The following is a 19,708-nucleotide window of genomic DNA, read 5'->3' as shown; positions in this document are numbered from 1 at the left end:
CGGTCCTGGCGCGCCGGCGCGGCCTCGCGCGGCCGGAGGCGGCGGACGGCCCGGCGCGGCTCGGTGAGCACCTCGTGCACCGGGCCGTCACCGGTGAGCCGGCGACGGCGAAGCCGACGGAGGACGGCGGGGCGCTCCTCGCCCCGGAGAGCCCCGCCCACCGTCCCTGGAGGCGAGAGTGGCCTGATTCACCGGTGCCGGCGGGCGGAGAAGGCTTGACCGCGCGCCAAGGAGCAGGCACGCTTCGTGTAATCCCGACGCAAAACGCCCGAAAGCTCTGGGTCACTTTCGAAGCGCTTCGACGGAGCGCTTCCCCGACCGCAGGCAGTCGCTCAGCCCAGGGGAGCGTCCCCCGCGGTTGTCGAAGCGCTTCGACAGAGGGGGTGGGTCTCCAGATGAACGAACCGGCTTCCGGCCCGGCATTCCGGAACCCCGCGCTGCCCGTCGCCGAACGGGTCGATGACCTGCTCGGCCGGCTCACCCTGGAGGAGAAGATCGGGCTGCTCCACCAGTACCAGGCCCCGGTGGCGCGGCTCGGGCTCCGGCCCTTCCGCACCGGGACCGAGGCGCTGCACGGCCTCGCCTGGCACGGCCCGGCCACGGTCTTCCCCCAGGCCATCGGGCTGGCGAGCACGTGGAACCCCGAGCTGGTCCGGCGGGTCGGCGCCGCCACCGGGGAGGAGGTCATGGCCTTCCACCACAAGGACCCGCAGGCGGTCGGGCGCAACGTGTGGGCGCCGGTGGTCAACCCGCTCCGGGACCCGCGCTGGGGCCGCAACGAGGAGGGGTACTCGGAGGACCCGTGGCTCACCGGCGTGATGGCCACCGCCTACGCCCAAGGGCTGCGCGGCGACCACGAGGTGCTGCGGACCGCCCCCACCCTCAAGCACTTCCTCGGCTACAACAACGAGACCGACCGGTTCGTCACCTCGAGCAACCTGCCGCCCCGGGTGCTCCACGAGTACGAGCTGAAGGCGTTCCGGCCCGCGATCGAGGCGGGGGCGGCGGTGGCGCTCATGCCCTCCTACAACCTGGTGAACGGCCGGCCGGCCCACCTGTCGCCGCTGATCGCCACCGCGCGGAGCTGGACCGACGACGACCTGCTCGTGGTGAGCGACGCGCACGCGCCGGGGAACCTCGTCGACCCGCAGGGCTACCACGACGACCTGCCGCAGGCGTACGCCCATGCGATCAAGGCCGGGCTGGACAGCTTCACCCAGGACGACGACCGCCCAGCGGCCACGCTCGGCCACATCAGGACGGCGCTCGACCGCGGGCTGCTCACCGAGGAGGACATCGACCGGGCCGTCCGGCACGTGCTGTCGATCCGGGTCAGGCTGGGGGAGTTCGACCCGGCCACGCCGTACGACCACATCACCCACGAGGTGGTGAACTGCCCGGAGCACCGCCGGCTCGCCCGGGAGGCGGCCCGGCAGTCGATCACGCTGCTGAAGAACGACGGCATCCTGCCGCTCCGCTCCCCGAAGACGCTCGCGGTCATCGGCCCGCTCGCCGACGCCCTGTTCGAGGACTGGTACAGCGGCACCCTGCCGTACCGGGTCACCGCGCGCACGGCGCTCTCCGGGCGGTGCCCGACCCTCTACTGCGAGGGCGTCGACCGGATCGCGCTCCGCACCGCGGACGGCTACCTGGTGGCGGCGCCGGGGGAGAGCGGGGGACCGCTGCGGGTGGGGCCGGAGCGGTCCGGCTTCGACCTGTTCGACTGGGGAGGCGGCGCCCACGCGCTCCGCGCGGTCGCCAACGGGCGGCACGTCTCGGTGGGGGACGACGGGGTCCTCGTCAACGACAAGCCGGGCGTGTCCGGCTGGGAGGTGCGGGAGACGTTCCGCCTGGAGGAGCGGCCGGGCGGCGTGGCCCTCCGCCACATCGCCACCGGCGGCTACGTCACCGTCGCGGACGGCGTGGCGAGGATCACCGCGGACCCGGAGGCCGCCGCCGTGCTCACCCTGGAGCTGATCGACAGCGGCGCCGCCCGCGCGGCCGAGGCCGCGGCCCGCGCGGACGTCGCCATCGTCGTGGTCGGCGACCATCCGCTGGTGAACGGCAGGGAGACCGAGGACCGGGCCGACCTGTGGCTGCCCCGGCGGCAGGGGGAGCTGGTGCGCGCGGTCCACGCGGCCAACCCGGCGACCGTCCTCGTCATCTGCAGCGGGTACCCCTTCGCGATCACCTGGGCGGACGCGCACCTCCCCGCGATCCTCTGGTCCGCCCACGGCGGGCAGGAGTACGGCAACGCCCTGGCCGACGTGCTGTTCGGCGACGCGGACCCCGGCGGCCGGATCACCCAGACCTGGTACCGGTCGGCCGCGGAACTCCCCGACCTGCTCGACTACGACATCATCGCCAACGACGCCACATACCTCTATTACCGGGGCGAGCCGCTCTACCCGTTCGGCCACGGCCTCAGCTACACCGGCTTCGCCTACTCCGGGCTGACCCTCTCCGCCACCGAGCTCACCCCACGGGACACGCTGACCATCGCCGTGACCGTGCGGAACACCGGGCCGCGGGTGGGCGAGGAGGTCGTGCAGTTCTACACCCACCAGCGGCGCTCCCGGGTCAAGCAGCCCCTGCGCCGGCTCTGCGGGTTCCGCAAGGTACGGCTCGCGCCCGGCGAGAGCCGTACGGTCTCGGTGGACGTGCCCATCGCCGAGCTGGCGTTCTGGGACGTGACCAGGGGCAGGTTCGTGGTGGAGGAGGCCCCGCACCGGGTGATGGTCGGCCGGTCCTCGCGCGACATCCGGCTCACCGCCGCCTTCACGGTCAAGGGCGAGCGCATCCCGCCGCGGGACCTCGGCCGCCCACTGGACGCGGCCGCCCACGACGAGTACGACGGAGTAGTACTGTGCGACGCCGCCGTCGACGCCGGGGACGCGGTCCGCGCCACCTGCCCGGGAGCGTGGATCGCGTTCCGTGACGCCGATTTCGGGCCGCCGGGTGCGGGGCCGGCCCGCTGCCTGCTCACCGTGGCGAGCGCCGAGGGCGGGACGCTCACGCTCCGGCTCGGCGACCCGCTCGCCGGGCGGGTGCTCGGCACGGCGACCGTGCCCCCCACGGCGAGCAGGCACGATTACGTGCAGGTCGGCATGGAGCTGGCGGAGACCGCCGGGGTGCACGATCTCTACGTGGTGTTCGAGAACGAGGGGGTCCTGGTGCGTACGCTGGAGTTCCTCCGGTGAAGACGGTCACCATCGCCGACGTCGCCAAGCACGCCGGAGTCGCGGTCAGCACGGTCTCCTATGTGCTGAGCGGCAAGCGGGCGATCTCGGCGAGCACGCGGCAGCGCGTCCTGGAGAGCGTCCGGGCGCTCGGCTACCACCCGAACGCGGGCGCCCGCGCGCTCGCCAGCAAACGGACGAACGTGATCGGCCTGGTGCTGCCGCTGCGGGCCGGCATGAACCTGACGGTCCTCATGCAGTTCGCGACCTCGGTGGTCACCACGGCCCGGCAGTACGACCACGACGTGCTGCTCATGACCGCCGACGAGGGGCCGGAGGGACTGCGCCGGGTGGCGGCGAGCGCCATGGTCGACGGCCTGCTGCTCATGGACGTGGAGATCCACGATCCGCGCGTGCCGCTGCTGCGCGAGCTGCCCCAGCCGAGCGTGCTGATCGGCTTCCCCGCGGACACCGAGGGCCTGACCTGCGTGGACCTCGACTTCGCCCGCGCGGGCGCGCTCTGCGCCGAGCACCTCGCCGAGCTCGGCCACCGGCGGATCGCGCTGCTGGGCGCTCCGCGGGTGGTCTACCGGCGCGGCACCGGCTTCGCCGAGCGCACCCTCGCCGGGTTCACCGAGGCGGTGCGGCGGCTCGGCCTGGAGGCGGACGCCCTGCCCTGCGAGGAGTCCTTCGACGAGGTCTACGAGACGGTCAAGGGCCTGTTCGCCGCGCATCCCGATCTGTCGGGCCTCGTGGTGCACAATGAGGCGGCCCTGGGTCACGTGCTCGCCGCGCTGCGCCTCCTCGGCAGGCGGGTGCCGGACGACGTCTCGGTCGTGGCGATCTGCCCCGACGACATCGCCGAGCGGACGAGCCCCGCGGTGACCTCGGTCCCGATCCCGGCCGAGGACGTCGGGCGCCAGGCGGTGCGGCTGCTCATGGCGAAGCTCGAGGGCGAGCCCGTGCCGCGGTCGACGCTCCTCGAACCCCGGCTCACCGTCCGCGAGAGCACCGGCTGACCCGCCGGGCCCGCCGCGCGCCCGGGCGGGTGCGGCCGCGCCGTACGGCCCGGCGAGCCGATCGGGGCCCGGGCGAACCGCTCGGGTGCGGCGAGCCCGCGCGGGCTCGGCCGTTCCCGGCCGTCCGGGGGTGAGATCACTCCTGGCCCTCCGGGGCGCCCTCGCCCGCCGGCTCCTGAGCCGAGCGGGGGAGCAGCAGGGCGACCATGAGCGCGGTCCCGGCGAGCAGCGCGACGCTCACGGTGACCGTGTGGTGGAGCGCGGAGACGAAGGCCCGCTTGGCCGCGCCGAGGAGCGCCGCCCCCGCCGGCCCGCCCACCCCGGCGGCCACGTCCGCGGCCGCGGCGAGCGACTCCCGGGCCCGGGCCATGAGCCCGGCCGGCACGCCGGCGACCGGCCGGAGCGCCGAGGCGTAGCCGATGGTGGTGATCGTGCCGAGCACCGCGATCCCGAGCCCGGCGCCGAGCTCGTAGGCGGTCTCCTCGATCGCCGCCGCGCCGCCGGCCCGCTCCTCCGGGGCCGACGCCATGATCGTGTCCGAGGCGGCGAGCAGCGCGACCTCCACCCCGAACCCGATGCCCATGAGGCAGACGGCGAGCATGGTCTCGTGCGGCTCCGTCCCCCAGAAGAGCGTCGGGACCAGGGAGACCGCGGTGAGGGCGAGCCCGCCGGCGATGGTGGCCCGCAGGCCGAGCCACCGCAGCACGAACGCGGCGAGGATCCCGCCGGTGACGGCGGCGAGCATCAGCGGGAGCATGCGGAGGGCCGCCCCGACCGGGGTGAGGCCGAGCACGAGCTGCAGGTACTGGGCGAGCAGCAGCTCGAGCCCGACGAGGGAGAAGACCGCGAGCAGCACGCACGCCACCCCGGTGGCGAACGCCCGCCGGGTGAACAGCCCGATGTCGAGCAGGGGCGCGGTGAGCCGGCGCTGCCGCCGGACGAACCAGGCGAGGAGCGCGACGCCGGCGAGGAGCATGGCCCCGGCGATCCAGCGTCCGGCGGCGGGCCCGTCGCCGCCCTCCTTGACCCCGAACGCGATGGCGAGGATCCCCACGATGGAGAGCGCCGCGCTGGGCCAGTCCCACGGCGCCTCCGGCCGCCGGGGCGATGCGGGGAGGAGCCATGCCGCGACCGGGAGGGCGGCGAGCAGCAGCGGCACGTTGATGAGGAAGACCGCGCCCCACCACAGGTGCTCGACGAGCACGCCGCCGATCAGCGGTCCCATGGCCGCGCCGGCCGCGGCCACCGCGCTCCACACGCCGAGGGCGAGCGCCCGCTCCCGCCGGTCGGTGAAGACCTGCCGGATGATCGACAGGGTGGCCGGCATGATCATGGCGCCGCCGACGCCGAGCGCCGCCCGGGCGGCGATGAGCGCGGGCGGGCTGGGGGCGAACGCCGCGGCCAGGGAGGCGAGCCCGAACACCGCGTAGCCGCTGAGCAGGAGGCGCCGCCGCCCGAACCGGTCGCCGAGCGTGCCGAAGGTGATGAGCAGGGGCGCGACGACGAGCGAGTAGACGTCGATGATCCAGAGGAGCTCGACCGCGGACGGCTTCAGGGCCGCCGTGAGCGCCGGCACGGCGATGTGCAGCACGGTCGCGTCGACCGCGATGAGCAGCAGGCTGCAGCAGAGCAGGGCGAGGATCGACCACCTGCGGCGCCCGTCCACGGCGCCCGCGGGGTGGCGAGCAGCGGCCGGCCCGGCCCCGACGTCGGTGGCGGTCATCGGCCGTTCAGTGCTCCTCGGCGTGGCACATGCGTCGCACCTTATGACATAGGCCCCAATTGCCCCAGAATATTCGGTCTCTCGGTGCGCCACTCGGGCGAGCCCGCGGCGTGCCACCGCCCCCATCGCGGCCCCGGGTGCGGTATAACCGGGGCGAGGCGGGGAGGCGACCATGGGGGACTCGGACAAGGCACGGGCCGCGGGCCGGTTAAACACTGCCGTGGCCCGCGAGCTGTTCGAGCAGGTCCGGTACGGCTATCTCCGGCTCTCGCCGTTCGCGCGGCGCGCGCTCTTCGCCATCCTGCTCGTCGCGGTCATGGGCCTGGCCGCCGCGCTCGGCTGGCCGCTCGTCACCACGTTCTTCGCCACCGTCGTGGTGCTCGGCTACACCGCGCTCACCCTGCGCTTCCCCCGGGCCGCCGCTACCGTGCTCGTGCTCGTCGGCTGGGGGCTGCTGCTCCCGGTGTTCCGGTACGTGTTCGGCACGCAGTCGCCCGTGCCCGGGCTGCTGATGTTCCTCGGGCTCGTGGTCGCCTGCGCCGCGCACCTGATCCGCCCGCTCCCGCCGTGGCTCACCACCGTCTTCGCCCTCGTCCCCGCCGGGGCCGTCGCGATCGGGCTCTCCGCGTTCTCCACCACCGCCGTCATCGCCGGGTCGTACGGCACGGCCGCGGCGGTGCTCGGCTACCGGATGATCCAGGCCCGGCAGGGGAGCGGCGCGCCGCCGCAGGAGACCACCGCGGTGCTGCCGGAGCGGGCGCGGGCGGGCGGCACCCGGGCCGCGCCGCCCGCCGCCGAGCCGCCCCCGCGGATCAGCGTCGAGGAGGCGCTCGGCGAGCTCGAGGCGATGATCGGCCTGGAGCCGGTGAAGGAGCAGGTCCGGGCGATCGCCGCGTCGATCGAGGCGGCGCGGCTGCGCCGGGAGGCCGGCTACACGGCGGAGCAGCCGCTGCGGCACTTCGTCTTCGTCGGGCCCCCGGGCACCGGCAAGACCACCGTCGCCCGCACCCTGGCCACGATCTGCTACGCCTTCGGGCTGCTGGAGACCCCGTACGTGGTGGAGGCGCAGCGGGCCGACCTGGTGGGGGAGTACCTCGGGGCGACCGCGATCAAGACCAACGAGCTCATCGACCGGGCCCTGGGCGGCGTCCTCTTCATCGACGAGGCCTACAGCCTGATCAACTCCGGGGACGGCCAGCCGGACCGGTTCGGCGCCGAGGCGGTGCAGACCCTGCTGAAGCGGGCCGAGGACGACCGCGACCGCCTGGTGATCATCCTCGCGGGCTACGAGCGCGAGATGGACGAGTTCCTCTCGTCCAACCCCGGGCTGTCCAGCCGGTTCGCCACCCGGATCCGCTTCCCCAGCTACACCCCCGAGGAGCTGCTCCGGATCACCGAGTCCATCCTCGCCAAGCGCGGCGACCGGCTCGCCCCCGGCGCGGCCCCGGTGCTGCGCGGCCTGTACGAGGACGTGCACCGCAGGGGGCTCATCGACGAGCTCGGCAACGCCCGGTTCGCGCGGAGCCTCGCCGAGTCCGCGGCCCAGGCCCGGGACGTGCGGATCGTCGGGGCCGGCCGGGCGCCGAGCGGCGACGACCTGGTGACCATCACCGCCGAGGACGTCCGCAAGGCCTTCGACGAGATCACCGCCCGCTACCGGGGGTACCAGGCGACCCCCACCCTGGAGGAGGCCCTCGCCGACCTCGACCGGATGGTCGGGCTCGAGCCGGTCAAGCGCCAGGTGCGGTCGATCGCCGCTCAGCTCAAGGTTGCGCGCATGCGCGAGGAGCGCGGGCTGCCCGTGCAGCCGCAGATGCGGCACTTCGTGTTCGTCGGGCCGCCGGGCACCGGCAAGACCACCGTGGCCCGGATCCTCGGCCGGATCTTCGCCGCCCTCGGCATGCTCGCCCGGCCCGACGTGGTCGAGGCCACCCGCGCCGACCTCGTCGGCCAGCACCTCGGCGCCACCGCGATCAAGACCAACGAGCTCATCGACCGGGCCCTGGGCGGCGTCCTCTTCATCGACGAGGCCTACAGCCTGGTCAACCCGGGGTACTCGGGCGGCGACGCCTTCGGCACGGAGGCGGTGCAGACCCTGCTGAAGCGGGCCGAGGACGACCGGGACCGCCTGGTGATCATCCTCGCCGGCTACGAGCGGGAGATGGACGCCTTTCTCGCCTCCAACCCCGGGCTCGCCTCCCGGTTCGACCAGCGCATCGTGTTCCCCTCGTACACCCCGGCCGAGCTGTCGGCGATCGCCGAGGCGATCGCCGCGGCCAACGGCGACCGGTTCGACGAGGCGGCCGCCCGCGACCTCGCCGACCTCTTCGGCTGGGTCTGCCGCGAAGGGCTGATCGACGGCCTGGGCAACGGCCGGTTCGTCCGCTCGATCTACGAACGCGCCGCCATGCGGCGCGACGTGCGGCTCGCGGCGAAGGGGACCGCCGACGACGCCGAGCTGACCACGATCACCAGCGAGGACGTGCGGGCCGCGATCGACGAATTGTCGTAGCCCGGCCCTGACCTTCCTTCTTCGTGGTGGCGTGTCCTGATCGCCGAAGACGGTCACACTCTGCTACTACTCTTATGCGCAGAGTAGCCAGAGTGATCGGAGAAGTCACGTGAGAGCACGATGGCCGGTCGCCCTGACCGTACTGGTCTTTCTGTGGGCCGTCGGCGCATGCGGCGCCGCGCCGCCCTCGGGCGGACGTGACGGCACGCCGCTGCCCTCTCCCGTCAAAGCTCTCGACATCAACCAGGTCGCCCGGGACAAGGTGAAGAACGGCGGCACGCTGCGCTGGGGGCTGAGCGACTTCCCCACGCAGTGGAACTACAACCACGCCGACGGCTCCCTGGCGAACGTCAAGGTCGTCATCTCCGCGCTGCTGCCGCGGGTCTTCCGGTCCGACGAGCGGGGACGCCTCTCCCTCGACACCGACTACGTCACCAACGCGCGGATCACGGCGACCTCGCCGAACCAGGTGATCACCTACACCATCAACCCGAAGGCCCGGTGGTCCGACGGCAAGCCGATCACCTGGGAGGACTTCGCCGCCCAGTGGAAGGCCATGAGCGGCCGGGACGGCGGCTACCGGGCCGACTCGTCCATCGCGTACGAGAACATCAAGAGCGTGGCGCGCGGGTCGAGCGACCGCGAGGTGGTCGTCACCCTCGCCGAGCCGTTCAACGAGTGGCAGTCGCTCTTCACCCCGCTCTACCCGCGCTCGACCAACGCGTCGCCGGACGAGTTCAACTCCGGCTGGATCAACCGGATCCCGGTCACCGCCGGGCCGTTCCAGGTGGAGAAGTTCGACGCCAAGGGCAAGACGATCACGCTCGCCCGGTCGCCGCAGTGGTGGGGCAACCCGGCGAAGCTCGACCGGATCGAGTTCCGGCACGTCCAGCCGACCACCATGCTGCGGGCCTTCACCAAGGGCGAGATCGACGTGTTCGACATCGGCCCGTCCCCGGAGAACTACGCCGCGGTGCGGGAGGTCTGGGACGCGGTGGTCCGGCAGGCCGCGGGCCCCGAGTACCGCCAGCTCACCTTCAACGGGGAGAGCGAGGTGCTCTCCGATCTCCGCGTGCGGCAGGCGATCGCGCTCGCCATCGACCGCAAGGCGATCATGGAGATCGACCTCAAGGGGCTCGGCTGGCCGATCGTCACCCTCGACCACCACTTCCTCATGAACAGCCAGTACGGGTACCGGAGCAACGCCGGCGCCCACGGCGCCTACGACCCCAAGCGCGCCGCCCGGCTGCTCGACGAGGCCGGCTGGAAGCTGTCCGGGAAGGTGAGGTCGAAGAACGGCAAGCCGCTCCGGCTGCGGTTCGTGGTTCCCGCCGGGGTGCGGGTGACCGAGACCCAGGCCCAGGTGGTGCGCCTCATGCTCCAGAAGATCGGCGTGCAGGTGGACGTGGCGCGGGTCCGCTTCCAGGACTTCTTCACCAAGCACCTGCTGCCCGGCAAGTTCGACATCACCGCCTTCTCCTACCCGAGCTCGCCGTTCCCGATCTCCAGCGCCTACGACATCTACGCCAACGGGGAGCCCGGCCGGGGCGACGAGGTGAAGTGGTACTCCAACCTGGGGCGAAGCGGGAGCAGCGAGATCGACCAGGCGATGTACGACGCGGGGAGCACGCTCGACCAGAAGGAGGTCATCGAGCTGATCCACGCCGCCGACGCCCTGATCTGGGAGAAGGTCAACGTGCTGCCCCTCTACCAGGTCCCGCAGAACGTCGCGGTCCGGTCCACGCTCGCCAACGTGGGCGCCAACGGCTTCTACGACCTGCGGTACGAGGACATCGGGTACGTGTCGTGAGCCCGATCAGGCGAACGGCGCCACGGTGACGCCGGCCGAGTCCAGGGCCTTCCGGACGGTCTGCGCCAGCCGTACCGCGTCGGGGGTGTCACCGTGGACGCAGACCGAGCGCGCCTCGATCCGCAGCTCCGTGCCGTCGATGGCCGTGACCACGCCGTCCCGGGCCATGCGGACGGCGCGCTCGGCGACCACCTCCGGGTCGTGCAGCACGGCCCCCGGCATCCGGCGGGGGACCAGGGTGCCCTCGGGCGTGTAGGCGCGGTCGGCGAAGCACTCGCTGACCGTGGGGACGCGGTACCGCTCCGCCACCCGGTGCACGACCGAGGTGGGGAGGGTCAGGATGGGCAGCGGCCTCGGGTGGTGGGGGAGCCCGGCCGCGTAGTCCGCGACCGCCGCCACCACCGCCTCCGCGTGCGCGACGTCCCGGCACGCCCGGTTGTAGAGGGCGCCGTGCGGCTTCACGTACGCCACCCGGCCGCCCAGCGAGCGGGCGATGCCGTCCACGGCGGCGAGCTGGTACAGCACGTCCGCGTGGAGCTCGTCCGGATCCATCTCGATCTCGCGGCGGCCGAAGCCGGACAGGTCCCGGTAGGAGACCTGCGCCCCGATCACCACGCCGCGGTCCACCGCGGCCGCGCAGGTGCGGCGGATGATGAGCGGGTCGCCGGCGTGGAAGCCGCAGGCCACGTTGGCGCTGCTCACCACGTCGAGCAGCGCCTCGTCGTCGCCGATCCGCCAGATGCCGAACCCTTCGCCGAGGTCCGCGTTCAGGTCGATGACCACCGGTTCCTCCGACAACTCCCACCCATCATGGTGCACCCCGGAGGAGCGCCGTGCGGCGCGGGGTCACCAGGCCGCCTCGTCCGGGATGTCGGCGATGTCCTCGAGGGCCGAGGCGAGCTCCTCCGGGTGATCCCCGATCCGCTCGGCGATCTCGATGAGGATGTGCAGGATCTCGTGCCGCTCGTAGCCGAGATCCATCAGCCGCTGGGCCGCCTCCCACAGCTGCGGCGGGTCGCCGTTCCACAGGCGGGTGGCGATCTCCTCGTGCCAGGCGAGGTGCTCCTCGAGGTCGGGCCGGTTCAGCTCCCCGGCGTGGTCGAGCTTCAGCAGGACCCGCCGGTCGGACGGGTCGGCCGGGTCGAGCACGTCGAGGTTGATCGAGCCGTGCATCCCCTGCAGCAGCGGGAAGGCGAACGCGCGCCGGGGCAGGGCGGACAGGTCCTTGTCGGGCAGGAGCCGGTGCACGAGCGCGCGGTCCAGGCCGAACGTGGTCGGATCCCGGTAGGCCTCGGCGAACCGGGCCGTCGCGTCCCAGATCGCGTCGAGCGTGGCCCGCACCGCCTGCTCGGGCAGCCCGAGCCGCGGCGCGGCGAACCGCACCCACGCCGAGAGCACCAGCGGCATCGCGTCCTGCTCCTCCGGGGTGAGGAGCACCTTCCGCGGCAGCCAGTGCAGCAGGAACGTCTCGCACTTGGCCGGGCTCACCCGGAGCGGGCGGCCGAAGTCCTGATCGCACCCGTAGTCGATGATGTAGTCGGCGCACCGGGAGGCCGCCGACGGGTCGGAGAGGGTCTCCGCGGCCTCGGAGGCGAGGAACTCGGCGGCGAGCGTCGCCCGCCGGTCCCGGCTGTAGGGCGCCTCGGCGTGGAGCGGCGCCGGGCGCATCCGGCCGGGCGGCAGCGCCTTGATCCGGGCGCGGGCGAACGCGTGGCACGCGCTGTAGCTGTCGCTCACCAGCCGGGGCGCGTTCCGCCGGGAGTGCGCCTGCTTGGTGGTCTTCATGGCGAACTCGAGCAGGGCGCGCGCCTGCTGCGGCTCGATCTCCTCGAAGCGGAGCATCGGGTCGCCGGCCGCCTCCGTCCGGGCCTGCTCGAGCAGCTTGTCCACCTGGGAGGAGACCCAGGCGTCCCGGGCCATGCCGCCCATGTTGTAGTCGACGACCATGACCAGCGCGTGCGGGTCCTCGCCGTCGTAGGCGAAGGTGCACACGACCGTGTCCTGGTCGCCGTAGATGTCCCGGGAGACGTAGCAGCCGACGGGGGTGACCGCGCCGACCCGGTCCGCCCAGCGCGGCCGCGCCACGCCCGACCGCATCAGGGCGAGCGCGGCGCCCTCCGCCTTGGCGGCCTGCCGCGGCGTGCCGAGGTAGGCGATCGAGATGAGCAGGGTGAGCGCCGCCGGGGTACCGGCCTTCGCCGCGTAGTCGACCAGACCCTCGCCGAGGATCTGCTCCACGTCACCGCCGCGCAGCCGTCTGCCCCACCAGGCCCCGAGCATGTCGGAGACCATGAGCTCCGCGTCCAGCGGCGTGCGGACGGCGAGCAGCTCCCGGGCCGCCACCAGCATCTCGGCGAAGACGTCGTCCGGCGGCCGGGCAACCCGTCGATGTCGGCGACTCACGAGAACTCGCTCCGCTCGCTCACGAATGTCAGCTTCTCGCATTTGCCGGGGCAACGGCGTCAGCAACGCGGTGCGGTGACTACCCCGTTATCTGGGACGCCCACTGAGGACGAGCCTACGGACCCGGCGGCGGGATGTGATCACCGGTGCCCCTGTGATCGCCGGTGCGGACCGGCCGGGGCGGGCCTCCGGTTCAAGATCCATCCGTGTTCGCGGCCCGTGATGATCGCCCATTACCATGGTCGAACCGGACTACGGTATGGAAAGATGTCCCTGCGGGCGTCGATCTTGTGCGCTGCCTGACGCTCGGTGCCCGCAGCGGGCAGAGGCGAGGGTGGATCTCCCGGGTCCGCCGAGAGAGCGGCACGAGGCGGCCGGCGCGTACGGCGAGGAGGGGGTGTACCGGTCGGTGGGCAGCGTCATGGGTGCCGCAGGACTGCGTTCGGAAGGTTCCACCTAGCGGATCCGTCACTCCGGGCGACCAGCGGGTGGGCCGGATCTTCGCGCGTGACACCACGGTCTTCTGACAAGATGCGTTGACCGAATGATGGGCGGGGCTTCCGTCCGCGCATGCCGGTCGCCCATGATGGAGGGCGGATCTGCTACCGATCAGAAGCTATGGAGATGTGCCCCGTGGGAGAGCCTGGCACGCGACGGAGGTGCCGACCATGAGCGCCGAAACCTCCGTGCCCCGGCCCCGGGAGTCCGATTTGGACATCTCAGATTCTGAGATCTTCAACGGCATGATGGCGGAGGCGCCCTTCGCCTTCGCGTTCTTCGACCCGGGCGGGCGGTTCCTCCGGGTCAACTCGACCTTCACCGAGCTCACCGGCCTGCCGGTCGACCGGCACGTGGGCCGGCTCCCGTCCGAGCTGCTCGCGGGGGACGCGTTCCCCGCCGACCTCGCCAACCTCATCGAGTCGGCGCTCGAGCGGGTCAGGGAGGGCAAGCTCCCGGTCACCGATCAGCGGATCATGACCCGGGCCGAGAACGGCGACACCCGCCACTGGGCGGTGTCGTTCTTCCCCCTCCGCGGCGAGGCCGGCGAGTTCATCGGCGCCGCGCTGTTCGGGGTCGACATGACCGAGCAGCAGCGGGTCGAGGAGGAGCTGCAGCGCAGCGAGGAGCGGTACCGCACGCTGGTCGAGTCCCAGCAGCAGGTCGTGTGGATCACCACGCCCACCGGCGCCATCACCGAGGACGCCCCGCAGTGGCGGGCGATCACCGGCCAAGGGCTCGAGGAGTACTTCGAGAAGGGCTGGCTCGACGCCGTCCACCCGGACGACCGCCCCGCCGCCGAGGAGGCCTGGCGGGAGGCCCTGCGCGGGCGGACCATGTTCGAGTGGAGCTTTCGCGTGCGCACCCGGGCGAGCGGCTACCGGCACTTCGAGGTGCGCGCCGTGCCGATCATGCGCCACGGCCGCGTGATCGAGTGGGTGGGCGCGAACCAGGACGTCACCCCGCAGCGGGAGGCCGAGGAGATGCGCGGCCGCCTCACCGACCAGCTCGGCGCGGCGGCGCTGCGCACCGCCCGGCTCCAGGGCGCCACGGCGATGCTCGCCGAGGCGCTCACCGTGGACCAGGTGGTCCAGGTGATCATCGATGTCGGCCGCACGGCTCTCGCCGCGGACCACTCCGCCGTCGCCCTCCTCGACCAGGAGCGGGCGATCCTCGAGGTCCGCGGCGGCGGTGACGTGCCCGACGCGCCCGGCGAGGAGATCCCCCTCACCGACACGAACATCATGACGATGGCGGTGAACAGCCGCCGCCCGATCTTCGCCGAGTCGCGGGAGGTCCTCCGCAACCAGCTCCTCGACGCGGGCGCTGACGAGAGGCGGATCGCCGAGTTCCTCGAGAGCACCGAGGAGCGCTCCTGGGTGGGGCTCCCCCTGCTCGCGGCCGGCCGTGCCCTCGGGGCGCTGCGGTTCGCGTTCCGCAAGGAGCAGAAGATCTCGCAGGAGGAGGGGGTCTTCCTCGAGGCCCTCGCGGGTCAGTGCGCCCTCGCGGTCGAGCGGGCCACGCTCTTCGAGCGGGAGCACCGGACGGCGGAGACGCTCCAGCGCAGCCTGCTCCCGGACAGCCTCCCCGAGGTGCGCGGCCTGGTCCTGGCCTATTGGTTCCGCTCCGGCTCCCGGCACTCCCAGGTCGGCGGCGACTGGTACGACGCGTTCGTGCTGCCGAACGGCCAGGTGGCCGCGGTGGTCGGCGACGTGATGGGCAAGGGCGTGAAGGCGGCCGCCGGCATGGGCCGGATCCGGAACGCCGTGCGGGCGCTGGCGTTCACCAACCATCCGATCCCGGACGCCGTGCTCACCGGCCTGGACCGGGTGTTCGAGGCGACCGAGGAGGAGGAGCAGGTCACGACCCTGGCGTACATGGTGGTGGAGCCGGGCACGGGCGAGGGGATGCTCGGCCTCGCCGGGCACCCGCCGCCGCTGCTGGTCTCCCCGCAGGGGACCGCGATCCTGCACGAGGCGCAGCCCGGCACGCCGCTCGGCTGGGCGACCAGCCGGAAGCACTCGAAGATCTGCGTGCCGCCCGGGTACACGGCCGTGCTCTACACGGACGGCCTGGTCGAGAACCGCCGGCGCGGGCTCGACACCGGGCTGAAGGAGCTCACGTCGATCGTCGCGGAGGCGCCGCCGAAGATCCTGACCGATCCGGAGGCGCTCCTGGACTACCTGGTGGACCGCATGCTCGCCGGGTACGAACAGGACGACGACGTCACCGTGCTCGCGGTGCACGTACCCCCGGACACAAAGAGTGACTGAATGAAACCGTCATAACGGTTGCTTTCGGATATCAGTGACCATCTTCCGTACGCACTGGTGTTGCGGGCGTCCTAGTGTGGAGGAACAACGGCAGGATGGGGCCGCTTCACGTGCGGTGGCATGCCACAATGGCATGTCACGGTCCGTGCGACCCCACCGCCGGCATAAATGAACCACCCGGGTCCATTCTCGCTATGCGTTCGTTCGAGAGGTGTTCGTGTCGCCTGCAAGTTCGACTCGCTCGAAGCCGTCTGAGCTGAACGATCCTGTGATCCAGCAGCTTCTCGAGCGTGGGCGCGCGCAGGGATTCCTCGAGTCCGAGGATGTCCGTAAGGCCTTCGAGGAGGCGGACATCCCGATGTCGCGTGCCGCTGGAGTCCTGCGCAGCCTCAGCAAGGAGGGTGTGACCGTCGTGGTGACGGCCGCGGATGCGGCGGCGCCGAAGCGCAAGCGCCGTTCGACCTCGTCCGCGAAGAAGACCACGAAGTCCGCCGCGGCCAAGGATCCACAGCCTGAGACGGTCACTGCCGTGGTGACCGACTCCACCTCGACCAAGTCGACGTCGAAGAAGTCCTCGAGCAAGTCGACGTCGAGCAAGTCCACCTCGGCGAAGTCGGCTTCGGCCAAGTCCACGACGGCCAAGTCGACGACGACGAAGTCGAGGTCCAAGTCGACGAAGGCGGCGGCCGAGAAGCCGGCCGCGGCGAAGAGCAAGGCCGAGGGCACCACGGCGACCACGTCCAGGGCCTCCAAGGCGAAGGCCGAGACCAAGGCGGCCAAGCCCGTCGACCTGGTCGACATCGACGACGATCTCGATCTCGATGCCGATGTCGACATCGACGACTTCGACCTCGACGTCGATGTCGATCTCGACAGCGACCTCGAGGTCGACGTGGACACCGAGGACGACGAGCTCGATGGCGACGAGCCGAAGGCCGACGAGCTGGATCAGGGCGACGACGATGTGCTGATCCTCTCCGATGACGACGACGACGCGCCTTCCGCCCAGGTGGCGGCGGCGGGCGCGACAGCCGACCCGGTCAAGGACTACCTCAAGCAGATCGGCAAGGTGCCCCTGCTCAACGCCGAGCAGGAGGTCGAGCTCGCCAAGCGGATCGAGGCCGGTCTGTTCGCCGAGGAACAGCTCGCCAAGGAGGGCGACAAGCTGCCGCCCGACGTCAAGGCCGAGCTGGAGTGGATCGCCGAGGACGGCAAGCGGGCGAAGAACCACCTGCTCGAGGCGAACCTGCGGCTCGTGGTGTCGCTCGCCAAGCGGTACACGGGCCGGGGCATGCTCTTCCTCGACCTCATCCAGGAGGGGAACCTCGGCCTGATCCGCGCGGTCGAGAAGTTCGACTACACCAAGGGCTACAAGTTCTCGACGTACGCGACGTGGTGGATCCGGCAGGCGATCACCCGGGCCATGGCGGACCAGGCGCGCACCATCCGGATCCCGGTGCACATGGTCGAGGTGATCAACAAGCTCGCCCGCGTGCAGCGGCAGATGCTCCAGGACCTCGGCCGCGAGCCCACCCCGGAGGAGCTCGCCCGCGAGCTCGACATGACCCCCGAGAAGGTCATCGAGGTCCAGAAGTACGGCCGCGAGCCCATCTCCCTGCACACGCCGCTGGGCGAGGAGGGCGACAGCGAGTTCGGCGACCTGATCGAGGATTCCGAGGCCGTCGTCCCCGCCGACGCCGTCAGCTTCACGCTCCTGCAGGAGCAGCTCCACTCGGTCCTCGACACCCTGTCGGAGCGGGAGGCGGGCGTCGTTTCGATGCGGTTCGGCCTCACCGACGGGCAGCCGAAGACCCTCGACGAGATCGGCAAGGTCTACGGCGTGACGCGGGAGCGGATCCGGCAGATCGAGTCCAAGACCATGTCGAAGCTGCGGCACCCCTCCCGGTCCCAGGTGCTCCGCGACTACCTCGACTGACCGGGATCGCCGTTCCGGTACGCCGGGGCGACGCCGCAGAGGCGTTCCCCGGGCCGGGGCGATCCCGGTCGGTCCGTTCCTGGCGACGGGCACGGCTCGCCTGGCGTCAGGTGCGATGCCGCGGGCCCGTGCTTTCGGGGCCGTGGCACCCAGGCGGCCGTGCCCGGCACGCTCGCGGACCGTGGCCGAGGCCGGATGGTGGGCGTCGTCGTGACGCGCCGGCGGGTGTCCGCCGCCGCCCCGGAGCGTACGGGAAGGCGGGCGGCCTGACCCGTATGCGTCAGGCGGCGGCACGCGGCGTCATGCCCGCACGCGCGTGGTGCCGGCATGCGGATGATGGTGGCACGCGGGTGGTGCGGGCGATGCGCGGCGCCGGTACGGCACGCAGCCGGCACGGACAGTGCCGGCACACGGGCTTTCCGCATGCGGAGCGCCGCCGGCGCGTGCCGCGCGGCTCTCAGCGCCGTCGCGGCACGATGACAGGCGACCGGGTGGATGATGACCGCCGGTGGCCCGTGGCAGGTTGCGCGGGAACGCCGGCGGCTCGCTGTGCTCTGCTCTCGTCACCCTGGTCACCAGGCATGCCGGTTGCCGGGCGGGGCAGAGGCGTTGGTCGCTCAGCGCGGCCCCGGGTGGGCCGGTCGGCCAGCTCGCGGTTCTTGGACCTCGTGCCCCTGTCATGGGGTGTGCCGGAGGCCGGGCGGTGCCGGAGGGTCTGCGATGCTCGGCGCGTGCCCGGCCGGCTGGTCAGAGCGTGTGTTCACGAGGCCTGCCAAGGTGACCGGGCGGGAGCCCGAACAAGTGATCGTCGGTGCACGGCTCCGGGTGGGCGGCTGGTCAGGTCGCGGCCTGGCCGACGATCGCCCGTGTCAGGGCATTCCGGTGGAGCGCCGGATGGAGCCGTGGCCTCGTGCGCACGGCCCACGCAGGCGGGTCGGCTGGTCACGCCGCCCGGCCCTGGTGACCCTGTCATGAGGCATGCCCGGTAGCGAGCGGGGCGGTGCAGAGGCCTGGGTCGCTCAGCGTTGCTCTGGGCGCACCGGTCGGCCGTGTCGCGCCGTTCTTCTCCGTGGTGCCCCTCTGCCACGGGGGGTACCGGTGGCCGGGCGGAGCGCCGGGCGGAGACGAAACGGGCGGTCGCAGGCGCGTGGCCTGAGCAGGAAGGCCGGCGGCTCAGCCGCGGTGCCCGGCCATTGTGATCTTTGCGGTAGGCTGCGCCCGGTGGACTTCGAAAGATCGTTATTCGATCGGCTAGTGGACGAGGCGTGGCCTGCGCCCGGGCGCGTGGTGACAGGCGGCTGGGTGCTGCGGTATGCGGGCGGGGTGACGAAACGGGCCAACTCCGTCCTGCCGCTGGGCGACGTCCCGGATATGGACCGCGCCATAGCCGAGGCGGAGCGGTTCTACGCCGGGGTCGGGCTGCCCTGTGTGTTCTCCATCGGCGCGGGTGCGACCGAAGGGCTCGACGCCGAGCTCTCCCGCCGGGGCTATCGCCGGACCGGCCCCACGCTGATCATGGCGATCCGGCTCGCCGATGTCCGCTCCGCTGCCGAGCCGGCCGGGGTAGAGCCGGATCCGTCCGAAGACTGGCTGCGCACCTGGTGGCAGACGGAGGGCATAGGGCATCGCGCCCACGACCGGATACCGCCGCGGGCGTGGGCCGAGCGCATCCTGACCGGTGTGCGCGCCGGTTACCTCCACCTGCCCGAGGGCGCCGTCGGGAGGGCGGTGCCGCAGGACAAGTGGCTCGGGATCTATTGCATGGCCGTCGCGCCGCATGCCCGACGGCGTGGCCTCGGCACGTCGGTGCTCCGCACGCTGCTCGCGTGGGGCCGGACGCAGGGGGCCGTCTATGGGTACCTGGCGGTGACCGAGGCCAACCGGGCGGCCCGTGCGCTTTACGAGCGCGAGGGCTTCACCGTGGTCGGCCGCTATCACTACCGGGTCAAGCCCGAGGCCGAAGCCACCGCCAGGGGGCGGCGGTAACCGACCGTGCGCGACCTGGCCGGGAGCGCTCGCGTCAGCGCCCGCGGCTCACGGACGGCGACTCGATGAGCCGAGCCGACTCGTCCCGGATCTCCGCGCCTCTCGCCCGCAGCGCGGCCGCGTGCTGCCGCCCGTGGTGGGCGCAGAACAACAGCTCGCCACCCGAGGGCAGAATGGCGCGGAGGTAGGCCTGAGCGCCGCACCGGTCACACCGGTCGAGAGCTGTCAGCGGCTTGGTGGGGGTAAGAGTTCCAGTCACTTATCGCCTTTCGGATGGCCCCACCGGAGTGGGGACGTTGGCGGTAGTCACTCGGGACAACATCTAACCGCATGGAGACCTTCCCAACCATGCTCTGAGTACGCCCAGAG

The 19,708-nt window shown here is 72.3% G+C and carries 11 protein-coding genes; 7 read left to right on the top strand and 4 right to left on the bottom strand.

Going from position 1 to position 19,708, the window contains the following annotated elements; genetic code table 11:
* Positions 1-395: 395 nt before the first annotated feature.
* Positions 396-3,200 carry a glycoside hydrolase family 3 protein gene (locus tag TBIS_RS11915; protein ID WP_013132643.1) on the top strand — a complete coding sequence of 935 codons (2,805 nt, stop codon included), beginning with the start codon at positions 396-398 and terminating at the stop codon, positions 3,198-3,200.
* Positions 3,197-4,198, top strand: a complete 1,002-nt coding sequence (locus tag TBIS_RS11910; protein WP_013132642.1) for a LacI family DNA-binding transcriptional regulator — start codon at positions 3,197-3,199, stop codon at positions 4,196-4,198. Before TBIS_RS11915 ends, TBIS_RS11910 begins: the two co-directional genes overlap by 4 nt.
* Positions 4,199-4,334: 136 nt before the next feature.
* Here TBIS_RS11910 and TBIS_RS11905 read toward each other — a convergent pair whose 3' ends face one another.
* Positions 4,335-5,921 (bottom strand): MFS transporter, encoded by a 1,587-nt coding sequence (locus tag TBIS_RS11905; protein WP_013132641.1) that lies wholly within the window; start codon positions 5,919-5,921, stop codon positions 4,335-4,337.
* A gap of 172 nt (positions 5,922-6,093) precedes the next feature.
* Here TBIS_RS11905 and TBIS_RS11900 point away from each other — a divergent pair, with 172 nt between their 5' ends.
* A complete protein-coding gene (locus TBIS_RS11900; RefSeq protein ID WP_013132640.1) occupies positions 6,094-8,433 on the top strand; it encodes an AAA family ATPase in 2,340 nt (779 codons plus the stop codon).
* Positions 8,434-8,542: 109 nt separating this feature from the next.
* Entirely contained in the window at positions 8,543-10,243 is a 1,701-nt protein-coding gene (locus TBIS_RS11895) for an ABC transporter family substrate-binding protein (protein WP_013132639.1), read from the top strand.
* Between the two features lie 6 nt (positions 10,244-10,249).
* Here TBIS_RS11895 and TBIS_RS11890 read toward each other — a convergent pair whose 3' ends face one another.
* Positions 10,250-11,026, bottom strand: coding sequence for a LamB/YcsF family protein (locus TBIS_RS11890; RefSeq protein WP_013132638.1), 777 nt, complete (start codon positions 11,024-11,026; stop codon positions 10,250-10,252).
* 63 nt (positions 11,027-11,089) lie between these two features.
* Positions 11,090-12,592 carry a hypothetical protein gene (locus tag TBIS_RS11885; RefSeq protein ID WP_013132637.1) on the bottom strand — a complete coding sequence of 501 codons (1,503 nt, stop codon included), beginning with the start codon at positions 12,590-12,592 and terminating at the stop codon, positions 11,090-11,092.
* 722 nt (positions 12,593-13,314) lie between these two features.
* Here TBIS_RS11885 and TBIS_RS11880 point away from each other — a divergent pair.
* From TBIS_RS11880 to TBIS_RS11870, 3 genes are all read left to right on the top strand, one after another.
* Positions 13,315-15,417, top strand: coding sequence for a SpoIIE family protein phosphatase (locus TBIS_RS11880; protein WP_013132636.1), 2,103 nt, complete (start codon positions 13,315-13,317; stop codon positions 15,415-15,417).
* A 217-nt stretch (positions 15,418-15,634) separates the two neighbouring features.
* Entirely contained in the window at positions 15,635-17,353 is a 1,719-nt protein-coding gene (locus TBIS_RS11875) for an RNA polymerase sigma factor (RefSeq protein ID WP_013132635.1), read from the top strand.
* A gap of 1,221 nt (positions 17,354-18,574) precedes the next feature.
* Complete coding sequence (locus TBIS_RS11870; protein ID WP_013132633.1) at positions 18,575-19,339, top strand: GNAT family N-acetyltransferase; 765 nt, start codon at positions 18,575-18,577, stop codon at positions 19,337-19,339.
* 34 nt (positions 19,340-19,373) lie between these two features.
* Here TBIS_RS11870 and TBIS_RS11865 read toward each other — a convergent pair whose 3' ends face one another.
* Entirely contained in the window at positions 19,374-19,598 is a 225-nt protein-coding gene (locus tag TBIS_RS11865) for a DUF7455 domain-containing protein (protein WP_013132632.1), read from the bottom strand.
* Positions 19,599-19,708 lie beyond the last annotated feature (110 nt).

This window comes from Thermobispora bispora DSM 43833 (assembly GCF_000092645.1).
Lineage (GTDB): Bacteria > Actinomycetota > Actinomycetes > Streptosporangiales > Streptosporangiaceae > Thermobispora > Thermobispora bispora.
Note: the sequence above shows the minus strand (reverse complement) of the source record. Positions and strands in the feature narration are given on the sequence as shown.